Here is a 19,824-nt window from a genome sequence, read left to right as displayed (position 1 = left end):
GCCCCCGATGGGATGGTTACCTCGAAACCCTGGCCGACCACTCCCAGCAGCCCACCGGCTCGCCGTCGATGAGTACGTTGCCCCCGTCGAAGTCTTGATAACACAGGTCGTTGAATTGGTGGATCCACACGCCGTGGTTGAACGTCTTCTTGGCCGAGCCGTCGGCCTCGCGATACACGCCGGTCAGGTCCTCGACATGGCTAAAGTAGGTGAGGTGCACGTTGGCGCCCGCCCCGCGCAAGCGCGCGAACAACGGCAGCACCGTCTGCTGCGGACACACGAGTTCGTCGCCCTTGGAGTGCGTAAACCACAGCGGCGTCTTGGCAAGCGCGACCACGTCCTCGTCCGTGGCGTTGTACCACGGCGCGCAGCAGGGAAGGCCTGCGGCGAAGAAATCGGGGTAGTCGGCGCACAGGCGCAGGGTCATAAAGCCGCCGTTGGAAAGACCGGCGACCACGATGCGGTCGGTATCGATGCGGTCGGCATGCTCGGCGACAAACTCGTCGATGAGCGCCTTGAGCACGGGGGAGTAGATGCTCTGGTTGGAGTGACCAAGCTGCTCGACGCCGTTGTCCATCCAAAACGTGGGCGACTGCGGTACGAGCACCCAGGCAAAGCCGCCAAAGTAGCGCTGGATCTGCGCCTGGCTGATGGCCGTCACGCGGTTGCCGATATAGGCGCGCGTGGCGCCTTCGCCCTGCGTGGCGCCCTTGCCCTCGCCGGCGCCGTGCAGATACACCACGAGCGGTGCCTTTTGGGGCACGGCCGTGGCCTCGGGCGCAAAGGGGTTGAAGCATGCCGAGTCCTCGGCCTTAAAGCTGGGCTCAAAGAAGCCGTATTCGAGCGCGATACCGTCGACGGCGGTCTTTTGCGTGTCGTTGCTCCAGCCTTTGAGCGCAGGGCAGATATCGCCACGGCAGGTGTCGAAGACCAGGCCGCAGGTGGGATCGTCGCCGTCGTTGCCGGGAAGAGCCGCGAGCTGCGTGATGTGCAACTGGTCATCGAGCATGCGCGAGCCCATGACGCCGCCTTCGATCTTTTTGGTCAGGCGCTGCTCGGCGACCTCGAGCGCCACATGGGTGCCCACGGCGAGCTTACGTCCGTTCTCGTCGCACGGATATGCGGCGAGAATGTCGATGTAACCCACGGAGGGCGCGGCATGGTCGGCGCCGCGTTCCTTGCGCATCAGAACATCGCCCGAGCGCTCGTGACGCTCTACATATATATGGAAGGTGTTCGCGTCGATGTCGTTGGCGCGCACGGTGCAGGGCAGGTCGAGTACGACCTTGCTGATCCAGGGGCCAAAGTCGCCCAAGGTGGTGACGGTTGCGTAGGTACACAATTTGAGTTCCATGAGCTGCCTCCCTTGCGCCGCGAATGCCTGGCATCTGCGGCAATACAAACTAAACATGTTTAGTGTAATCTAGAATTGAAGAATAACCAGATGAACTCGGTAAACGGCAAAATTGAACACGTCGTGAACTACTAAACGTATGTTTACTAGCTTCTAGCAGGGACTCTGTTGATGAGTTAACAGATCAGTGAGGTGTTCATCAAAATAAAATCCCACGTAAATGGCTATATATCAATAGAGGGTCAAAGAGACCATCTCCCGCCATTCAAATACGTTCACCCCCGATTTCCTACCGTTCACCGGACTGTAGACGGCAAAATTGCCATAAATTCGGCGCTCCGTGTAAACTAAAGCCCGTAAACGTTCAGTAAACACCTTGTTTACAAAAGCGTATCCAAGGGTCCGGCAACCGTAAGGGGTTATAGTCGCCGGGCCAAAGGCGTGCCTAAGCCCAAGGGGGCTGGCACACGAAGATATGGGGAGGGGTCCCATGGCAGTAGATAACAAGCAGATTGCCACCGATGTCCTCGAGCTCGTGGGCGGTGCGGAGAATGTTTCCGTTGCCACCAACTGCATGACGCGCCTGCGTCTGACGCTCAAGGATAACAGCAAGGCCGACGTGGAGAAGATCAAGAAGGTCAAGGGTGTTCTGGGTTGCCAGTTTGCCGGCAGCCAGCTCCAGGTCATCATCGGCCAGAACGTGCCCAAGGTGCTCGCCGAGTTCGTCGCCATCTCCGGTGTCAAGCAGGGTGAGGCCGTCAACGAGAACCTCGATGCTCCCAAGGAGAAGTTCGAGCTCAAGAACCTGCCCAATATCATCCTCGACTATCTGTCGGGCTCCATGACCCAGCTCATCCCGCTGCTCATGGCCGGCGGTCTGTTCCGTACCATCGCGGCCGTCCTCGGCCCCACCATGCTCGGTGTGCTCTCGGCCGACGACCCGACCTATACGTTCCTCTACACCACGCTGTACGAGGCCACGTTCACCTTTATCCCCATCTACCTGGGTTATGCCGCGGCTAAGAAGCTCGGCGCCAGCCCGGTGCTCGGCATGCTGCTCGGTGGCGCCCTCATGGCTCCTTCCGTGGTGAGCGTCGCCACCCAGGAGGGCGGCGGCATCATCTCCGTCTACGGCATCCAGATCGCTGCTGCAAACTATCAGCAGTCCGTCCTGCCGATCATCCTTTCGGTGCCTGTCCTCTACTTCGTCGAGAAGTTCTTTAAGAAGGTCATGCCCGACGTGCTCTCCACGGTCTTCACGCCGTTCTGCACCATGATCGTCACGATCCCCATTGCCTTCATCGTCCTCGCTCCGATCGGCAACGAGATCGGTACGCTGATCGCCAACGCCCTCTTCGGCCTTGCTGACCTTGGCGGCATCGGCATCCTGATCGTCATGGCCGTCCTCGGCGCCTTCTGGCAGCTCTTCGTGGTCTGCGGCATGCACATGCCCGTCATCCTGCTCGCCCAGGTTCAGATCATCGCTGCCGGTTACGATCCCTTCGTCTTCGTTTCCACCAACTGCGCTATGGCCGCTGTCTGGGGCTGCGCCTTCGGTGCCTTCCTCAAGATGAAGAACCCCGACGAGAAGTCTCTCGCCATCGGTTACGTCATCTCCGCCATCGCCGGCGGCGTCACCGAGCCCGCGCTCTTCGGCATCCTCATGCGCTTCCGTCGCACCATGTTTGGCATGTTCATCGGCGGTGCCATCGGCGCTGTGTTCTCCGGCCTCATGGGGGTTACCTACTACCTCGCAGGCGGTGCCTCCAACTTCCTGGTCTTCACCAACTACCTGCAGGGTGGCCAGATGAACACCGTCTGGGCTATCGTTGGTATGGCAATCTCCTTTGTCATCGCCGCTGCCGTCGTCTTTGTCTCCGGCTTCTCCAAGGAGGAGCTCGCCGAGATGGAGGCCTAAGGCCAAACCGTTCGGTCGCATAAGACCTCACCTACACGACAGGGCCCCGTCAGGCGTAAGCCCGGCGGGGCCCTTCTTGCAAGGTAGACTGATGGAGGCGGGTGAGATTCGCCCGCGAGGGTTTGCCAAGCGCCGGGGGCTTTCGCGCGGGGTTATCGCGAAAGCCCCCGGCGGTTCGCAAATCCTTTATCAAACGAAAGGACATGCAGATGAGTTTGGGAAAGCTGACCGCCAACGGTCGCCAGGACGGCTTTTTGTGCGAGGGCAAACCGTTCTTCTGGTTTGCCGATACGTGCTGGAGCGCATTTACGAGCATCGCCGAGAACGACTGGGATTACTACCTGACCCGCCGTGCCGAGCAGGGCATGAACGTGCTGCAGATCAACACGTTGCCGCAGTGGGATCGCTGCTGTCCCGACCTGGGCATTTGGCCCTATGCCAGCGAGGATGGCGTGCACTTTGATTGGTCCTGCCCCAACCAGGCGTATTGGGATCGTGCCGCCGCCATGTGCCGCGCGGCCGTCGAGCACGGCATTCGTCCGGCGCTCGTGCTCATGTGGTGCAACTACGTGCCCGGTACCTGGGGTGCCAAGATCGCCGAGCGTTGCGGTGCCGAGATTATGCCGCGTGAGGAGGTTCGCGCCCACGTTGCCCGCGTCGTCGAGAACCTGGGCGAGTTCGACCCCGTCTACGTGGTGGCGGGCGATACCGACTTTGCCGGCGACGAGGCGATCGCCTATTACGAGGACGCCCTCGACGAGGTCGTCAAGCGCGCGCCCGAGGCACTGCGCACCATGCATATCAACCGCGGTAACCGCACCATTCCGGCGCAGTATCTGGACCGTCTGGACTTTTATATGTTCCAGCCCGGCCACAACTACGAGGGCCAGCCCGAGGCATGGCGTCTGCCGCAGGACTTTATCGCCAACTATCCCAAAAAGCCGATGGTCAACTCCGAGCCTTGCTACGAGCAGATGGGTGCGTCGCGCAACGTCTACTGGCGTTTTACCGCGCAGGATTGCCGCGCGAGCGTATGGTCGTCGATTCTTGCCGGCGCCAGTGCCGGCGTGACCTATGGCGCACACGGCGTGTGGAACTGGCAAACATCGCGCAGCCAGGGTTCGGTCCTGGGCGAGGGCTTTGACATGCCCTTCCGCTGGCAAGAGTGCCTGCAGTTTGCGGGTGTGTGGGACTTTGGCGCGATCGAGCACGTGCTTGCCGCCCTAGGCGCTACGGCTGCCGACGATGCACTTGCCGTGGTTCCGGCGCAGGAGCTCCTCGACGACGCGCGCGAGTCCATCCGTGTGGCGCGCGTTGGCGATCGCATCGTCGCGTACCTGCCGCGTACCACGGCGCTCAAGTTTAAGCTCGACGGCGCGCGTGGCTGGACGGCGACGGTCCTCGACATGGAGGACAAGCGCATCGCAAAGCTGCCCGTCCGTGACAACGGTGACGGCACCGTGCGCGTGGCGCAGCATCCCTTTGAGCACGACGCGCTGGTGATCCTGGCCCCCGGGCGCTAACGGCTCTTCTCCAACATTTACAACCCAGTCCCTTTCATTGGGCTGCGACGGAATGGTTCCTGCATGACGGCTTCAAGCTGCCAAGGGGAGCCATTCCGTCGCACCCTTTGCTTACTCATTGGGTACTCATTGGGGACGTACTTAAATGAGTGGCAGTTGGGGGATACTCCTTGCCGAGTTGGAGCTTGCGCGCGCCCCTTCTGGGTCATGCGGCTCAAAATCGCGGCGTCATGCGGACGGCTGGGGTCGAATTTGCAACATTTCGAACTTGGCTTCGATATTGAGATTGGTTCTTTATGAAAATGGTGTTCCGGACAACAAAGCGGGTGGGGGTTACCATGAGGGACCTGGGAGACACAACCGCATATTTGCGCCGGGGCATGCGGGAGATTCTGTGCCTAGCGCTGTTCTTCTTCACGTTTTTGGCGTGCGAGTATTTCTTTGATGCGCGCATGGCCGAGTTCGTGCCATCGAGTGAGGTCGTCATCTACGAGAGCATCGTTGTCGGCGCGAGCGTGATTGGCTTTTTCGTGCGCCCATTTCTGTACTATCGCCGTCCCCAGACGATCGATGCGACGAGCGATATTACGGGCGTGCTGTTGGTATCGGCGTTGCTGCTGATGATTATGGCAGTGCGGTTTGAGGTAGTAATTGCCGGCGGCCTGGCGGCGTGCTGCGCCCTGGGCTATTGCGGATCGACCGCCCATGCCAATCTTGCGCGGCGTTTTGCGCAGACGCCCTGCCTGGCGCGCGCCGTGGCGGTTTCCTATGCTGCGGGCATTTTGGTGCAGGTGCTCAACCATATGGTGATGCCTGCGGGCATTCCCCAGCAGTCTGTTCTCATTGCCTGTGCGATCGCGCTGGTGGGGCTGCTTCACGGTGCCCGCCGCGCTAAATTGCGTGATGAGCCTGCGCCCGAGTTCGAGGTCGGGATTGCCGAGCTATCGGTCGATGCGTTGGAGCGTGGCGCCAGATGGCACGATGACCCCGAGGCAAAGGCGACCTTTCAGGGCGCCGTGGTGCGTCTGACGGTGGCGACCGCTTGCCTCACCGGCGTGTTCGCGGCCCTCAATGCCGGCCTTACGACCTCGCATGCCGCTGGCGCTATCGATCTGGGCGACTGGCCGCGCTTGCTGCTGGTTGTGAGCGCCCTTGCCGCCGGCGTCCTGTATGACCTGCGTGGGCGTTCGTATATGAATATCATCATGACGTGCGCCGCCATGCTGTCCACGCTCTCGTTCTTTGTACTTATCACCGATGGCAACGGTGGCAACACGCTTGCCGCCACCATCATCTTCTATCTGGGTTCGGGCTTCTTCGTGGTGTTTTTCACGACGAAATTTGCTGCCATTTCGGTTTATGCGCACTGGTCGTATCTGTGGCCGTGCATGGGCCGTGTCATCAACAACGTTTGCGCGATGTTCGTGACGGCGCCGGCGGTGGCGATTGTTTCGAGCCAGAACGTGCTGCTGGCGGTGGGTGCCGGGCTCGTGCTGTTTGTGGGTATTGCGATTTCACTGCTGGGACAGTTTGGGCATAGGACCGATGACATTGCGGCGCTGAACGAGCTGGCGTTTGCTGCCGACGACCTTGATGATGGCTCCGTGTCTACCCAAAGCGAGCCCGCTCCCGCGGAGGCATCGGAGCTCACGCTCGATGAGCGCCTCGATGCCTTCGCCGCTGCCTTTGAGCTTACGCAGCGCGAGCGCGATATTCTGGAGGCCTTGGTCGCATCGCACGAGAGTGTTCAAGACATCGCCGCAACGCTCTTCCTTTCGCGCTCCACGCTCTACCGTCATATCGCCTCGATCAACAAAAAGACCGGTGCCTCCTCACGTCTGGCCCTCATCAACTTTTTCTGGTCCTGGTCACCCAAGGACTAGCTCATTTGGGACGGGGCTTTTTTAGCTGTTTTGGGCCGCCGCGGCCAGCGGGGGCGGGTCGCGGCGGCCCAAACATCCTTGACGATAGCGCCGGCGGGGCTACAGCAGCTCGCCGTGGCGGGCGATGTAGCGGCGCTTGGCCAGTTGGGTGAGCGCGATGTAGGCGGCGACAATGCCGATGAGCAGCGCGAAGAAGCTCGGCGGCAGCGGCATGAGGCCCAGCGCATCGGTGATGGGGCTTGTCGGCAGCCAGGTGACGAGCGCCAGGCCCAGCACGGTGAGGACGCACAGCGCGGGCGCGGCGTGGTCGCGCGGGCTCGGCAGGCGCGGGGAGCGCAGCATGTGGACCACGAGCGTCTGCGACCACATGGACTCGACAAACCAACCGCTCTGGAAGAGCGCCGTAAAGGCCGCCATGCCTGTGACGTCGCCTATAGCGGCAAGCTCTGCCCAGCTTGCGCCCACGGCGGCGGGGCACACCACAAAGAAGAGCGCGGCGAAAGTCACGATATCAAACAGTGAGCTCACGGGACCCAACTCGAGCATAAAGCCCTTAATGGACGCGGCATCCCAGGCGCGCGGACGGGCAGTCCAGGCGTCATCGACGGTGTCCCACGGCAGCGCGATGCACACGATCTCGTAGACCAGCGACAGCAGCACCAGCTGCAGAGCGCTCATGGGCAAGAACGGCAAGAACAGGCTCGCGACGGTCACGGACAGCACGTTGCCAAAGTTGGAGCTCACCGTGGTCTTGAGGTACTTGAGCAGGTTGCCGTAGGTGCGGCGGCCTTCGATGATGCCGCGCTCGAGCACGCCCAGGTCCTTTTGGAGCAAGATGATGTCGGCGGATTCCTTGGCGATGTCGACGGCCGAATCGACCGAGATGCCGCAGTCGCTCGCACGCATGGCGGCGGCGTCGTTGATGCCGTCGCCCATAAAGCCCACAGTGTGGTCGAGCAGCTCGCGCATGACGCGCACCAGGCGCGCCTTCTGCAGCGGCGAGAGCTTGGCAAAGAGATGGGTGTTCTCGGCGCGCTCGGCAAGTTCGGCGTCATCGAGTGCATCGATCTCGGAGCCGAGCAAGACGTTGCTCGCGTCGATACCGATCTGTTCGCAGACGGTGGCGGCAACGCGGTCGTTGTCGCCGGTCAGGACCTTGACCGCCACACCCTTGGCCTCGAGCGTGGCGACGGCGCCCGCGGCACTCGCCTTGGGCGGATCGAGGAAGGCCAAAAAGCCCATCAACACCATGTCGCATTCGTCGGCGATGCCAAACTCGCCCACGCAGCGCGGATTGGTTTTCTGCGCCACGGCAATCACGCGCAGGCCCTCGGCGTTGAGCCCGGCGACCTGCTTGCGAATCTGGGCGAGCTTATCTTCGGTAAGCGGCTGGGCGGCGCCATCGACCTCGACAAAGGAGCAGATCTCGAGCATTTCCTCGGCAGCTCCCTTGGTGACCATCTGGGTTTTGCCCTGGGCGTCGGCGACAACTACGCTCAGGCGACGGCGCGAGAAATCGAAGGGCACCTCGTCGACCTTGGTATAGCGGTCGCGCAGGCTCTGGCCCAGCATAGAATCGGGCACGACGGTCGAGGGCGTCACATCGGCACGGTCGATGACGGCCAGGTCGATAAGGTTTTTGAGGCCGGTCTGGAAGAAGCTGTTCAAAAACGCATGGCGCAGCACGCGCGCGTCCTCGTTGCCGTCGGTGTTGAGGTAGCGCTCGAGCACGATGCGGTCTTCGGTGAGGGTGCCGGTCTTGTCGCAGCACAGGACGTCCATCGCGCCGAGGTTTTGGATCGCCGGTAGCTCCTTGACGATAACCTGGCGACGGGCGAGGTCCTTGGCGCCCTGCGACAGGCTCGAGGTCACGATGACGGGGAGCATCTGCGGCGTGATGCCCACGGCCACGCTCGTGGCGAACAGCAGCGCGTCGATGACGTTGCCCTTGGTGGCGACGTTGATGGCAAAGACCGCCGGCGCCATAACGAGCATCAGGCGCACGAGCAACATGGAGACGCTCGAGACACCGCGGTCAAACGCGCTCTTCTCGCCGCGCCCGTTGAGCATCTTGGCGATGCCGCCCAGGTAAGTGTCCGAGCCGGTGGCTACGACAAGTGCCATAGCGGTGCCGTTTTGCACGGAGGTGCCGGTAAAGACGATGTTCTTGCAGGCAGAGAGCGGCAGCGCGGAGCTGTCGGCACCCTCGGCGACGGTGATGGCAGCGGTCTTTTCGACGGCCTCGCTCTCGCCGGTGAGTGCGGACTCGATCACAAACAGGTCGCGCGCGGTGATGATGCGGGCATCGGCCGGCACCATATCGCCGGCAGAGAGACGGATTACATCGCCGGGGACGAGCTCGTCAAAGGGGATCTCGATACGCTCGCCGTCGCGCAGGGCACAGCAGGTGTTGGAGGCCAGGTCCTTGAGGGCCTCGGCCGCATTGCCGCTGCGGGCTTCCTGGATAAACTTCATGCCGCCCGATACCAGCAGCATGATGCCGATGACGATGACCGTGGAGGGGTCGCGCTGGGGCTCGGGCACGGCGAGCACGTCGATGTAGAGCGAGACCAGTGCGAGCGCGGCGAGGATGCCAGCGAAGGGGTCGATGAACGCGTCGGCGATGCGGCGGGCGAGTGTCTTGGTCGGCGCCTCGATGGTGTTGGGGCCGACGGCGTCTAGGCGCTCGGCGGCGTGCTCGGTACCGAGTCCGCCAGCCCTGGCGTCAAGCAGCACGAGGGCGTCCTCGGCGCTATGGGTGGCGGCAAATATGGTGTTCTTGGACAGGCCGGTGTGAGCGGCAGGGCGCGCCGTGCGGCGGCGCTTGGAGATAGCTTCGAGTACCGTAGCGGTTTTGAGCATCAGCATAGGGTCCTCCTTGTTGAAGGGAGTTAGCGTACGTGTCGTATTTGCTTCAAAAAACCTAGATGTCGCTCACGTCATGCTCTCGAACCGCCACAAAGGGGACAGGCACCTTTGTGGTGGTTTTGACGATCGGTTCGTGGCGCTTATGCGCGTGCGGAATCCTCGCGGCGTACCGAGGGCGACATGCAGGTTTTTCGACTATGACTGCCTTCCATGGCACACCTCCTTAAGGCCGGGCGCGGCGCGCTTTGGGTATCTCGTACCCGTTTTAATCCGCCCGTATTTTTGATGAGGGGGTTTGCCGTGTCAACCCCTTTGTTTGGAAAACCATTGCCCCTGACAAAGCCTTTACAGAATGCTGAGGCCCCAAAGCGCGCCCGCACCGACGCCCTGCCTGCGCTAAACTGGAAGGCACGTACGCGATTACGAGAGGAGCCCGCATGGAGGCTTACAAGCAAGAGTTCATCAAGTTTATGGTTGAGTCCGACGTCCTTAAGTTCGGCAGCTTTACGCTCAAGAGCGGCCGTCAGTCCCCGTTCTTTATGAACGCCGGCGCTTACGTGACGGGCTATCAGCTCAAGAAGCTGGGCGAGTATTACGCCCAGGCCATCCACGATAACTTTGGCGACGACTTTGATGTCCTGTTTGGGCCGGCCTACAAGGGCATTCCCCTGGCCGTCGTGACCGCCATCGCCTACCACGAGCTGTACGGCAAGGAGGTCAAGTACTGCTGCGACCGCAAGGAGGCCAAGGACCACGGCGCCGACAAGGGCAACCTGCTGGGCTATGAGCCCCAGGACGGCGACCGTGTGATCATGGTCGAGGACGTCACCACCAGCGGCAAGTCCATCGACGAGACCTATCCCAAGGTCAAGGCTGCTGCCGATGTCGAGATCAAGGGCCTGATCGTGTCCCTCAACCGCATGGAGGTCGGCAAGGGCGGCGTGACCACCGCGCAGAAGGAGATCGAGGCCAAGTACGGTTTCCCCGTCGCGAGCATCGTCTCCATGGCCGAGGTCGTCGAGACCCTTTACAACCACGAGATCGACGGCAAGGTTGTCATCGACGACGAGCTCAAGACCGCCATCGACGCCTACTACGAGCAGTACGGAGTTAAGTAGGTTACGGCGTTTTACCAAACGCCGTAACCGGCCGACGCTGCGCGGGCCGCATTTGGACAATCTGACGTTCAACTTCAAGGGCGCGACCAGAAGGTCAGCGCCCTTTCGTTTCACGTCACCTTGTCTCAAATGCGGCCCGCTCGCTGTCGTTGCCAAGACATCGGCACTCCCGTTGCTGGCGATGCGGCACTTGGGGACGTTCCTTTTGTGCTGGCACTTGGGGACACTCCTGATGTAGTCGTTGGGGACGTTCTTAAATGACTACTTAGGATGAGCGTCCAAAATCCGCGCTCGTTCGATTGGCGCATGTCTACGCAGCGTAGGTTGTCGAGCCTGGCCTTCAAATGGATACTGACTGTCGAACCGGTTCACTCCATTTCTTCAATTTGATTGGACAGCCCATGAACCAGACACGGCAAACCAATGCCTCCCATACTTTTTTGGCAGCGCATGCCATCAAGCAGCTGCGCGAAGAGCGCGGCCTCACCCAGCGCGCCCTGGCGGAAAGCCTTGGCGTGACCGATAAAGCCGTCAGCAAGTGGGAATCCGGCCGCGGCCTTCCCGACATTTCCCTCGTTGAGCCTTTGGCCCAGAGACTCGGCATAAGCGTGGCCGAGCTTTTGGCTGGTGACATTCGGGCCAACGCCAACCGTGCAGGCAATATGCTCAAAGGCGTCTTTTACGTTTGCCCTATCTGCGGAAACGTTGTGCACGCGCTCGGAGAAGGCAGCTTTAGCTGCTGTGGCTCCACGATGTTTCCCCAGGAGGCCGAAGAGCCGGACGCGGACCACGCCTTTTCCATCGAGCGCATCGAGGACGATTGGTACGTCACGCTCGATCATCCCATGACCAAGGATCACTACATTAGCTTTGTGGCATATGCGACTATGGACGGCATCTGCTTTAAGAAGCTCTATCCAGAGCAATCGGTGCAGCCGCGCTTCCATATTACCGGGCGCGGCAGGATATATCTTTACTGCAACCAACACGGACTCTTTACGTCGCTGACGCCTCGCAAATAACGGCTGTCTATCCGCCCTCCTCATGCGTTCCCGGGGGACCCAAAATGAGCGTGGATAATCTCCCGGTTTTGGCCTGTGTGCGGGCTCAAAATGGGAGATTATCCACGCTCGTTAGGCTAGTGTCCGAAAATCCACGCTCGTCGCTACTTAAGCCCGGGCAGGCGGGTGTAGGGAAACGAGCGCTCTAAGAACTCGGAGCAGCGGGCATAATCTTTGGCAAAGTAGCTGCTATAGAGCGAATCGAGTACGTATTGCACGGCGATATGGCTGGCGAACTGCGTGATGCGGTGCGTCATGCTCTCGTGGTCGCTTACCGTGAGATAGGCGGCAAAGCCGGGGTGAATGCGGGCACAGTACGGCGTGCCGATGACGATGACCGGGACATGTCGACTGCTAAGGATCGGCAAGATCTCCTTGAGGTTGGGGGCAAGGCCGCTGTAGGAGATGATGATTGCCACATGGTCGGGACCCGAGGCGAGTGCCGTGCGCACCTGCGCCTCGACGCTGTCGTGGCACGTCGCGCTTTTGCCGGCGGAAAGCAGGCGATCGCGGAACATTCCCGCTGGATACAGGTTATGCGAGCCCGTGTAGATGTCCACGGTGCCGGCGCGCATGATGAGCTTGGCGGCGTGGTCGAGCTGTGCAGGGTCGAGCAGCTCCTGCGTTTCGGCCAAGGTGGTCTGGTAGAGCCCCTCCATGCGCTCCATCACCTGCGCAGGGGTGGAAGTGGCATCGAAGGGAAAGTCGATATCCACCTCGGGGGCGGAGTCTGCGTACGAGGCTGCGCGCACCAGCTCGACCTTGAGCTCCTTGAAGCCCTCAAGGCCGAGCTTTTTGCAAAAGCGGTGGATGCTCGCAACGGAGACATTGGCCTGGCGCGCAAATTCCTTGATGGAGAGCCCGCGAACGTTCTCGCCCATGGCGAGAACCGTCTGCCCGAGCTGCTGCTCGGTGGGGGTGAGCCCCTTGCCCTGGGTGATTTTGCGCTTGATATCCATATGGCTCCCATGCATTCGTATCGCGATGTATCAATCATAACGGTAAATAAAACGCCCGGCTTGGCTGGGGAAAGCAAGCCGGGCGTCTCGTAAGGGGCTGTTGCGCGGGGTCGCTACCCGAGCACGCGGACGGGACCGAGCAGGCCGCTGGGCTCGGAGGGCTCGGTCATGCCGAACATGTCGGGGATGGCGTGGTCGAGGGTGTTGATCACATCGATCGTGAGCCCGTGCTCGCCGGCGGCAAGGGTGCCGAGCTCAAAGCGGTAGGGCGGACAGATGCGCGTGCCGAGGAGCGTGCCGTCGAGGGTGACGGTTGCGGTCTCAAAGACCTCGCCGAGATCGAGCGCGGCGCTGGTGAGGCCCTTGTCAACGCTGAGGCTCGCCTGGTGGCGGAAGGTGCCCGCCTTGCCGGGGAACTCGGCAAAGGAAAGGTCGTGCAGGCCTGCAAGCTCAATAGACTCGTCAAAGGCATCGGTGCCGGGGGCAGAGAAGGCGACCGTCCAGGGCCCGTCGATGCATGCGGCTTCAGTTCCTGCTGTTGCTGCGCGCGCGGAACCTGCGGCCCCGAGCACCACGATGCAGCTCTCGTAGGGCGCAAGTTCGAGCGTGCCCTCAAAGGCGACAGGCTCCCTGCCGTTGAGCAGGTCGAGGCGCGCGCCTGCAACGGGCGTGCCGTCGGCAAACGCAATCTGAGTGGAGATGCCCTGCTTGGGATGCTCGTTTACCAGCATGAGGTAGCTTTCGCCCGCGCGATCGTAGCGCAGCGCGCGCAGCCACGGCTGCGGCTCGGCGCATGCCACGGTCTGCATGCCGGCCGCGGCAAGCACGCTCGCAAGCTTGGAAGCGGCAACAACGCAAACGCCTGCAAGCTCGCTGGCATCCACGGAGGCAAAGCCCTCGCGTCCTGCAATATCGCCGTCATAGCGCTTACTCGGCAGCTTATCCAGGGCATACACGGCAGCGCCTGCGGCCGCGGCGCGCGCGGCAAAGTCAAGTACAGCCCCGCCGACAAACTCGGCGCCGGGCATGACCAGACAGCGGTATGCCTGTCCGTTTACAGTAAACCCGCCGTCCGCGGTAAACGCCACGGTATAGCGCTCGGCATCCTCAAATGCCTCGGCCGGCACAATATCAAAGTCGATTTGCGCGCGCATGAGCTCGGCGGCGGCGTGCTGCATAAACGAGGCTTCGCCGGCCCACTCGGCATCGGCGTGGTACAGAAGCGCCACCGGTGTGGCGGCCCGCCCGCCCGAAAGCAGGCTCGCCGTGCGATTCATGTAGCTCATGAGCTTGCCAAAGTGCGCAAACTGGGGGTTTTGGCCGTGCGCGTAGAAGTGCGGCGGGCAGTCCCAGTCGGGGAAGGCAGCCATGCTAAAGGCGTGCGGCACAAACCAGTTAACGCCGCGCACCATAAAGTGGTCGGCGATCCACTTCATCTCGCGCAGGCCCTCGTGCCAGCCAAAGGCGCCAAAGACCTCGGCCATGCAGCGCCCCTGCTTTTTGGGGTCGAGATGCGCCGCCGAGGAGCCCAGCTTGGGTAGCACGTAATTGTAGAACTCCAGGTCCCATACGCCGCGGCCGTAGGAGTGGAACCCCTGGTCCATACCGGGGACGAGCTGGTTGATCACGATGTCCACGCCCGCCATGTCCTGGCCGCCCACGGCGCGGAAGTAGTGTCCGGCGCCCACGCCCAAGCGCGCGTGGCAGTCCTTGTCCTCGATCACGTGGCCGATGTACTGCACGCCGTGCGCGCGGCACCAGCCGCCGAGCTGGTCGCAGAAGCATTCCTTGTAGAGCGTGCTTGCGATGTCCATGTACACATGACGCACGTGCGCGCCCGCCGGCTCGCGATCCCACAGGTGCGGGAGTTCGTCCAGGTAGCGCTCGCCCAGCGCCGCGCGCAGGCGGCGCTTGAGTTCGGCCGACCAGGGCAGGGGAGCCGTGGCCTTGCCGATGAGCGTGTCGGAGATGCCGTCGGCGCCGGTGACGCCCTTCTCGTTGGCAAAGCCGGGCTCATCGGAGAAAAAGCCCAGGATGGTCTTGCCAAACTCATCGCCCAGATGCGTAAAGTGCGGCTCGTACACAGCGTCGATGAGCTGTGCCACCGAGGCGCGGTCGACCATGTTGATGTAGTCCTCGTTGTAGGAGGTCTTGCCGCTCGTGAACATCACGCACGCCTGCGTGATGCCGGCCGGCGCGTCAAAGACCAGGCGGTAGGGTATGCCGTGCTCGTCCTCGATGACGCGGTGCTCTACCTCGACGGCGTGCCCTTCCTGCATAAACGTTACGCCATAGAAGCGCTCCGTCTTGTCGAACAGGTTGGTGAGCACGATGTTCGCCTGCGGCGTGGGGCCCACGATGTCGAGCGTGCGGTGTGTGAGCACGATCTTGCGGAGCTCGGGCGCGGCTTCCTTGACGGCGCCGTTGGCGTATCCGGTGGGAAAGTGTGCGTCGTCCAGAATCCAGATCTTGAGGCCCAGCTGCTTGCATATGTCGATCGCAAAGCGCAGGTCGCGCCACCAACCCTCGCCGCAAAAATCGGGGTGCGGGCGGCTCTCGAGGCAGACCTCGTGGATATCGGCGCCGGCGATCTTTTCCAGATACTCGGCAATGGTCTTATGGCTCTCGCCCTTCATCCACAAAAACGGAAGCACGTGGTTGTCGTAGGCGCCGTTGAGCACCTGCTGGTAGTACGCGGTCATGGATCCTCCTCGGCTCGGTCGATTAGCTGCATGGCACAGATTATGGACGTGTCAGCGCGCTCTGCTAATATCCGAATCACAACGAACTATGACCAAATCAACGATTGGTGAGCGATGGAGATCGACGAGCTCGAGCGTAGGCTCAGCGAACTGAGTGCCAGCGAGATTGCGTATAGAGACGGCTTGGCGTTTGATTGGTCGATTATGACCGAGCATGTCGAAATCGACGGACGTCCGGTGCGAAAGATTGGGCAGGTCGGGTTTGCCTACGCCCAGCCCGGCATGCCACGTGGCCTGACGATAAGGACAAACTCGCGTTTTAATGCCGTGCCCGAGCATGTGCACGACTACGTTGAGATGAGCTATGTGTATCGCGGGCACTGCCCGCAGACGGTGGCGGGGGAGAGGCTCGAGCTGGGCCGCAACGAGGTGCTGCTGCTCGACGCCGCCTGTCCACACGCGGTGTCGTCGCTCGGCGAGGACGACATCATGCTGAGCATGACCGTTTCACGTGCATTTTTGCGCTGGAGCCTGGAGTCGAGCCTCTCGCGCGAGAGCGTGGTCTCGCGGTTTTTGTTCAACGCGCTCAACAGTGAGACGGACCATCGCGGGCACGTACACTTTCGTTGCGGGGAGAGCCGGCGCGTGCGGCGCTACATGCAGGAAATGCTCTGCGAGCGTTACGAGCCGAGCCCCAACAGCGCCGAGATTGTTCTGTGCCTGTTTCAGCTGTTTTTGGCTGAGCTCATGGATTGCTACGAGCGCGAGCTGGTGCGCGGCGTGGCGGACGGCGCGGCGGGGCCCACTGCCCTGGTGACGGGAATGCTTGGCTATATCGATCGCGAATTCGCTGCATGCTCCCTCGAGGGGATGGCGGCGGAGTTTGGCTTGAGCCCTAATTATGCGACGGCGCTCCTCAAGCGACATGTGGGCAAGACCTTTAGGCAGCTTGTGCAGGAGCGACGCCTGGTGCGTGCGGCCGAGCTTCTGCGCGGTGGCGCCACGGCCGGGGCGGCTGCGCATGCGGTGGGCTATGAAAACATGAGCTTCTTCTACCGTAAGTTTCACGGCAAGTATGGATGCACCCCCGCGGCATACCGCCGGTAAGCGCGGGGCGGATCGTCTTCGCTCCTTCGGTGTCAAAAAGTTTCAGCTGCAGCGCTGTTGCAGCGCGCGTCTGCGAAAAGAAGTGTCGGGTTTGGCACCCCTGCCCCTGCCTGTCGCGTGCGTGGGCGATACTCGGCCTATCGACCCGCAATGCAAAGGAGATGCTCATGGCAAACATCAAGTTCCCCGAGGGTTTCTATTGGGGCGGCGCCACGGCCGCCAATCAGTTTGAGGGCGCTTGGAACGTGGACGGCCGCGGTCCTTCCGTCGACGACCATTTCTTGGGCGGCAGCTACAAGGAGCCGCGCCAGATTACGATCGACATCGACCCCAACCGCTTCTACCCCAATCATGACGGCATCGATTTCTACCATCACTACGAGGAGGATATCGCGCTGTTCGCCGAGATGGGCTTTACCATGTTCCGCATGTCCATCTCTTGGAGCCGCATCTTCCCCAACGGCGACGACGCCGAGCCCAACGAGGCCGGCCTCGCCTTCTACGACCGCGTCTTCGACTGCCTGCGCGCTCACAATATCGAGCCGCTCGTGACCCTGTCGCACTACGAGATGCCCTATCACCTGGTCGAGAAATACAACGGCTGGGCGAGCCGCGAGCTCATCGGCTTCTTTGAGAAGTACTGCCAGACCGTCTTCGACCGCTATCAGGACAAGGTCAAGTTCTGGCTCACCTTCAACGAGATCAACTGCGGCACTCAGGACATGGGCAACCTCTTTGAGACCAGCATGATTCAGGGCTTTGAGGGCCCGGCTTCGGCGGTCCATACTACGCCGCAGGCTCGTATGCAGGCGCTGCATCACCAGTTTGTCGCCAGCGGCCGCGTCGTGCGCTATGCCCACGAGCACTATCCGCAGTTTAAGATGGGCAACATGGACTGCTTCATCCTCTCCTATGCCGCCACGTGCGATCCGGCCGACGTGTTCGCCACGCAGCAGGAGATGAATACCATGAACTGGTACTGCTCCGACGTGCAGGTGCGCGGCAAGTATCCGTTCTATGCCAAGCGCTTCTGGGCCGAGAACGATGTCGAGCTTGTGATGGAGGACGGTGACCTGCAGGATATCGCCGACGGCAAGGTCGATTTCTACACCTTTAGCTACTACATGTCCGGCACCGTGGGCACCCACAGGGATCACGAGATGACCGAGGGCAACATGACCTTTGGCGGCAAGAATCCCTATCTGGAGTCCACCGACTGGGGCTGGCAGATCGATCCGCTGGGTCTGCGCATCGCCCTCAACGAGATTTACGCCCGCTACGAGATTCCGCTGATGGTGGTCGAGAATGGCATGGGCGCCTACGATGAGGTCGAGGAGGACGGTTCCATCCACGACCCGTACCGCATCGCCTACTTGCAGAGCCACATCAAGGCCATGGGCGAGGCCATTGCCGACGGCGTCGACCTGATCGCCTACACCTGGTGGGGTCCCATCGACCTGGTGTCCGCCGGCACCGGCGAGATGCGCAAGCGCTATGGCTTCATCCACGTCGATAAGTACGACGACGGCACCGGTACCTACGAGCGACGCCGCAAGGACAGCTTCTACGCCTACCAGAAGATCATCAAGTCCAACGGTGCCGAGGGCCTGGATTAATCGACAATATGAGTGCCACCGGGGAAAAGCGTTGGGATGGGCTCGCGATTCGAGTCCCCACCTTAGCATTTGAACCATTTGGCACTATAATCACCATAGGCATGCGCACAACGTTGCGCTTAATCAAGAGGAGAAAACGTATGGGTCTGTTTGACATGTTCAAGAAGAAGGCTGAGCACGCGACTGCCGCTGCTCCGTCCTCCATCTCTGCTTCTGCCGGCGCCGACGTGCTGTGCTCGCCCGTCAAGGGCAAGGTCATCAAGATGGCCGACGTGCCCGATCCCGTCTTTGGCGGCGAGGTCCTGGGCAAGGGCTGCGCCGTGTGGCCCGAGGACGATCTGGTCTACGCTCCCTGCGACGGCAAGGTGACCGTCACCATGGGTCACGCCGTGGGCCTGCAGTCCGATAGCGGCATCGAGGTTCTGGTGCACGTTGGCGTCGATACCGTCAACATGAACGGCGACGGCTTCGAGGGCTTCGTCAAGGCCGACGACGTCGTGAAGGCCGGCCAGCCCATGCTCAAGATCGACCGTGCCAAGATCGCTGCCGCCGGTTACAAGGACTGCGTCGTCGTGGCCGTGTCCAACACCGCCGAGTTTGCCGATGTCGAACTCGCCGTCGAGGCCGACTCCGCTGTCGCCGCCGGCGATGTCATCGTCAAGGTCGTCCGCAAGTAGTCTGCGGCAACATAAGGGTGTTTTGGGGTGGTCGGGTTATCCGGCCGCCCTTTTTTATTACAATGCGGCGGAACGTTTTATTGCGCGTTGGGCGGACCGGTAAACCGTTCGGACGTTAAATCGAGCCGATTGCGCCTTTGCTTTGCCGGGGGTGTTCGTTAGCGGCTAGTATGGCCTTATTGTTACGACGTGCACCGCGTCGGGAAGCGCGGTGCCGCTTGTTGGGAGGAATGTCATGAAGAAGAAGCTGCTGCTTGCGCCCCTGATGGCTGTTCTGGTCGCGTGCGTGGTTGTGCTTTCCGGCTGCGGAGGTCCTTCGGTTGAGGAACTCATTACCGAGGATCTTTCAACGCAGTTTGACGAGGTCAAGAACGGCGGCGACGACTTCCTCGCCGGCCTGGAAGAGGCCTCGGGCGACGAGTTTGAGCAGCTGGGCATCGATCCCAAGGAGTACGCCAAGAGCTATCTCGAGGGCTTTGACTACAAGATCGGCGACGTGACGGTCGACGAGGACAAGGGCACCGCGACTGCCGAGGTCACCATTACCTGCAAGTCCATGAACCAGATCGTTGAGGATTTTGCCACCCAGTACCAGGAGAAGGTCGCCGCGCTCGATTCGATGCCTTCCGATGACGAGCTGTACAAGATGGCCGGTCAGGTTATGGTCGATGTGACCAAGGCTGCTAAGACCAAGGACACCAAGGTCACCTTCAAGTATTCCTGCAATGACGACGGCGAGTGGTCTGCCGACGATTCCGCAACCAACGAGATGATGAATGCCATGATGAGCTAGGGGAGTTACGGCGTTTTACCAAACGCCGTAACTGTTCGACGCTGCGCGGGCGCCAGAGCGACAACTTGTCATTCAAAGAGGACGGCATGACCAGAAGGTCTATGCCGTCCTCTTTTCATGCCAATTTGTTCGCTCTGGTGCCCGCTCGCTGCCCGTTCTCTACCTGCGGCGTTGCCATGGTAGTCATTGAGGTGGCAGTTGGGTGTTCCTATAGTTTTGTCAACCGTCGGGGCTACTCCCGGTAG

The 19,824-nt window shown here is 61.3% G+C and carries 13 protein-coding genes; 9 read left to right on the top strand and 4 right to left on the bottom strand.

Annotation, left to right across the window (positions count from 1 at the left end; all coding sequences use genetic code 11):
* Window positions 1-16: 16 nt before the first annotated feature.
* Entirely contained in the window at window positions 17-1,354 is a 1,338-nt protein-coding gene (locus tag DXB86_RS09425; protein WP_117736926.1) for a prolyl oligopeptidase family serine peptidase, read from the bottom strand.
* A 490-nt stretch (window positions 1,355-1,844) separates the two neighbouring features.
* Here DXB86_RS09425 and DXB86_RS09420 point away from each other — a divergent pair, with 490 nt between their 5' ends.
* The 3 genes from DXB86_RS09420 to DXB86_RS09410 all read left to right on the top strand — a co-directional run bounded on the left by DXB86_RS09420 (window position 1,845) and on the right by DXB86_RS09410 (window position 6,678).
* Window positions 1,845-3,272, top strand: coding sequence for a PTS transporter subunit EIIC (locus tag DXB86_RS09420; protein WP_117736925.1), 1,428 nt, complete (start codon window positions 1,845-1,847; stop codon window positions 3,270-3,272).
* 209 nt (window positions 3,273-3,481) lie between these two features.
* A complete protein-coding gene (locus DXB86_RS09415; protein ID WP_117637213.1) occupies window positions 3,482-4,795 on the top strand; it encodes a DUF4038 domain-containing protein in 1,314 nt (437 codons plus the stop codon).
* Window positions 4,796-5,133: 338 nt separating this feature from the next.
* The gene (locus DXB86_RS09410) at window positions 5,134-6,678 is read left to right on the top strand and encodes a helix-turn-helix transcriptional regulator (protein ID WP_158555312.1); all 1,545 of its coding nucleotides are present in this window, start codon (window positions 5,134-5,136) and stop codon (window positions 6,676-6,678) included.
* 99 nt (window positions 6,679-6,777) lie between these two features.
* Here DXB86_RS09410 and mgtA read toward each other — a convergent pair whose 3' ends face one another.
* Window positions 6,778-9,546 carry a magnesium-translocating P-type ATPase gene (mgtA, locus tag DXB86_RS09405; protein WP_117736923.1) on the bottom strand — a complete coding sequence of 923 codons (2,769 nt, stop codon included), beginning with the start codon at window positions 9,544-9,546 and terminating at the stop codon, window positions 6,778-6,780.
* A gap of 437 nt (window positions 9,547-9,983) precedes the next feature.
* Here mgtA and pyrE point away from each other — a divergent pair, with 437 nt between their 5' ends.
* Both pyrE and DXB86_RS09395 read left to right on the top strand, forming a co-directional pair.
* Window positions 9,984-10,664 carry an orotate phosphoribosyltransferase gene (pyrE, locus tag DXB86_RS09400; protein ID WP_117736922.1) on the top strand — a complete coding sequence of 227 codons (681 nt, stop codon included), beginning with the start codon at window positions 9,984-9,986 and terminating at the stop codon, window positions 10,662-10,664.
* Between the two features lie 401 nt (window positions 10,665-11,065).
* Window positions 11,066-11,686 carry a helix-turn-helix domain-containing protein gene (locus DXB86_RS09395; RefSeq protein WP_055250846.1) on the top strand — a complete coding sequence of 207 codons (621 nt, stop codon included), beginning with the start codon at window positions 11,066-11,068 and terminating at the stop codon, window positions 11,684-11,686.
* A gap of 143 nt (window positions 11,687-11,829) precedes the next feature.
* On the opposite strand, the gene DXB86_RS09390 is transcribed toward DXB86_RS09395, so the two are convergent.
* Window positions 11,830-12,684 carry a MurR/RpiR family transcriptional regulator gene (locus DXB86_RS09390; RefSeq protein ID WP_117736921.1) on the bottom strand — a complete coding sequence of 285 codons (855 nt, stop codon included), beginning with the start codon at window positions 12,682-12,684 and terminating at the stop codon, window positions 11,830-11,832.
* A gap of 113 nt (window positions 12,685-12,797) precedes the next feature.
* Window positions 12,798-15,386, bottom strand: a complete 2,589-nt coding sequence (locus DXB86_RS09385; RefSeq protein ID WP_117736920.1) for a glycosyl hydrolase — start codon at window positions 15,384-15,386, stop codon at window positions 12,798-12,800.
* Window positions 15,387-15,500: 114 nt separating this feature from the next.
* Here DXB86_RS09385 and DXB86_RS09380 point away from each other — a divergent pair, with 114 nt between their 5' ends.
* The 4 genes from DXB86_RS09380 (at window position 15,501) to DXB86_RS09365 (ending at window position 19,579) form a co-directional block, all read left to right on the top strand.
* A complete protein-coding gene (locus tag DXB86_RS09380; protein WP_117736919.1) occupies window positions 15,501-16,493 on the top strand; it encodes a helix-turn-helix domain-containing protein in 993 nt (330 codons plus the stop codon).
* A gap of 167 nt (window positions 16,494-16,660) precedes the next feature.
* On the top strand, window positions 16,661-18,109 hold the full coding sequence (locus DXB86_RS09375; RefSeq protein WP_117736918.1) for a glycoside hydrolase family 1 protein: 1,449 nt from the start codon (window positions 16,661-16,663) through the stop codon (window positions 18,107-18,109).
* 140 nt (window positions 18,110-18,249) lie between these two features.
* Window positions 18,250-18,786 (top strand): PTS glucose transporter subunit IIA, encoded by a 537-nt coding sequence (locus DXB86_RS09370; protein WP_117736917.1) that lies wholly within the window; start codon window positions 18,250-18,252, stop codon window positions 18,784-18,786.
* Between the two features lie 235 nt (window positions 18,787-19,021).
* The gene (locus DXB86_RS09365; RefSeq protein WP_117736916.1) at window positions 19,022-19,579 is read left to right on the top strand and encodes a hypothetical protein; all 558 of its coding nucleotides are present in this window, start codon (window positions 19,022-19,024) and stop codon (window positions 19,577-19,579) included.
* Window positions 19,580-19,824 lie beyond the last annotated feature (245 nt).

Origin of the sequence: Collinsella sp. OM06-18AC, assembly GCF_003438785.1 — a bacterium.
Taxonomy (GTDB): Bacteria; Actinomycetota; Coriobacteriia; order Coriobacteriales; family Coriobacteriaceae; genus Collinsella.
Note: the sequence above shows the minus strand (reverse complement) of the source record. Positions and strands in the feature narration are given on the sequence as shown.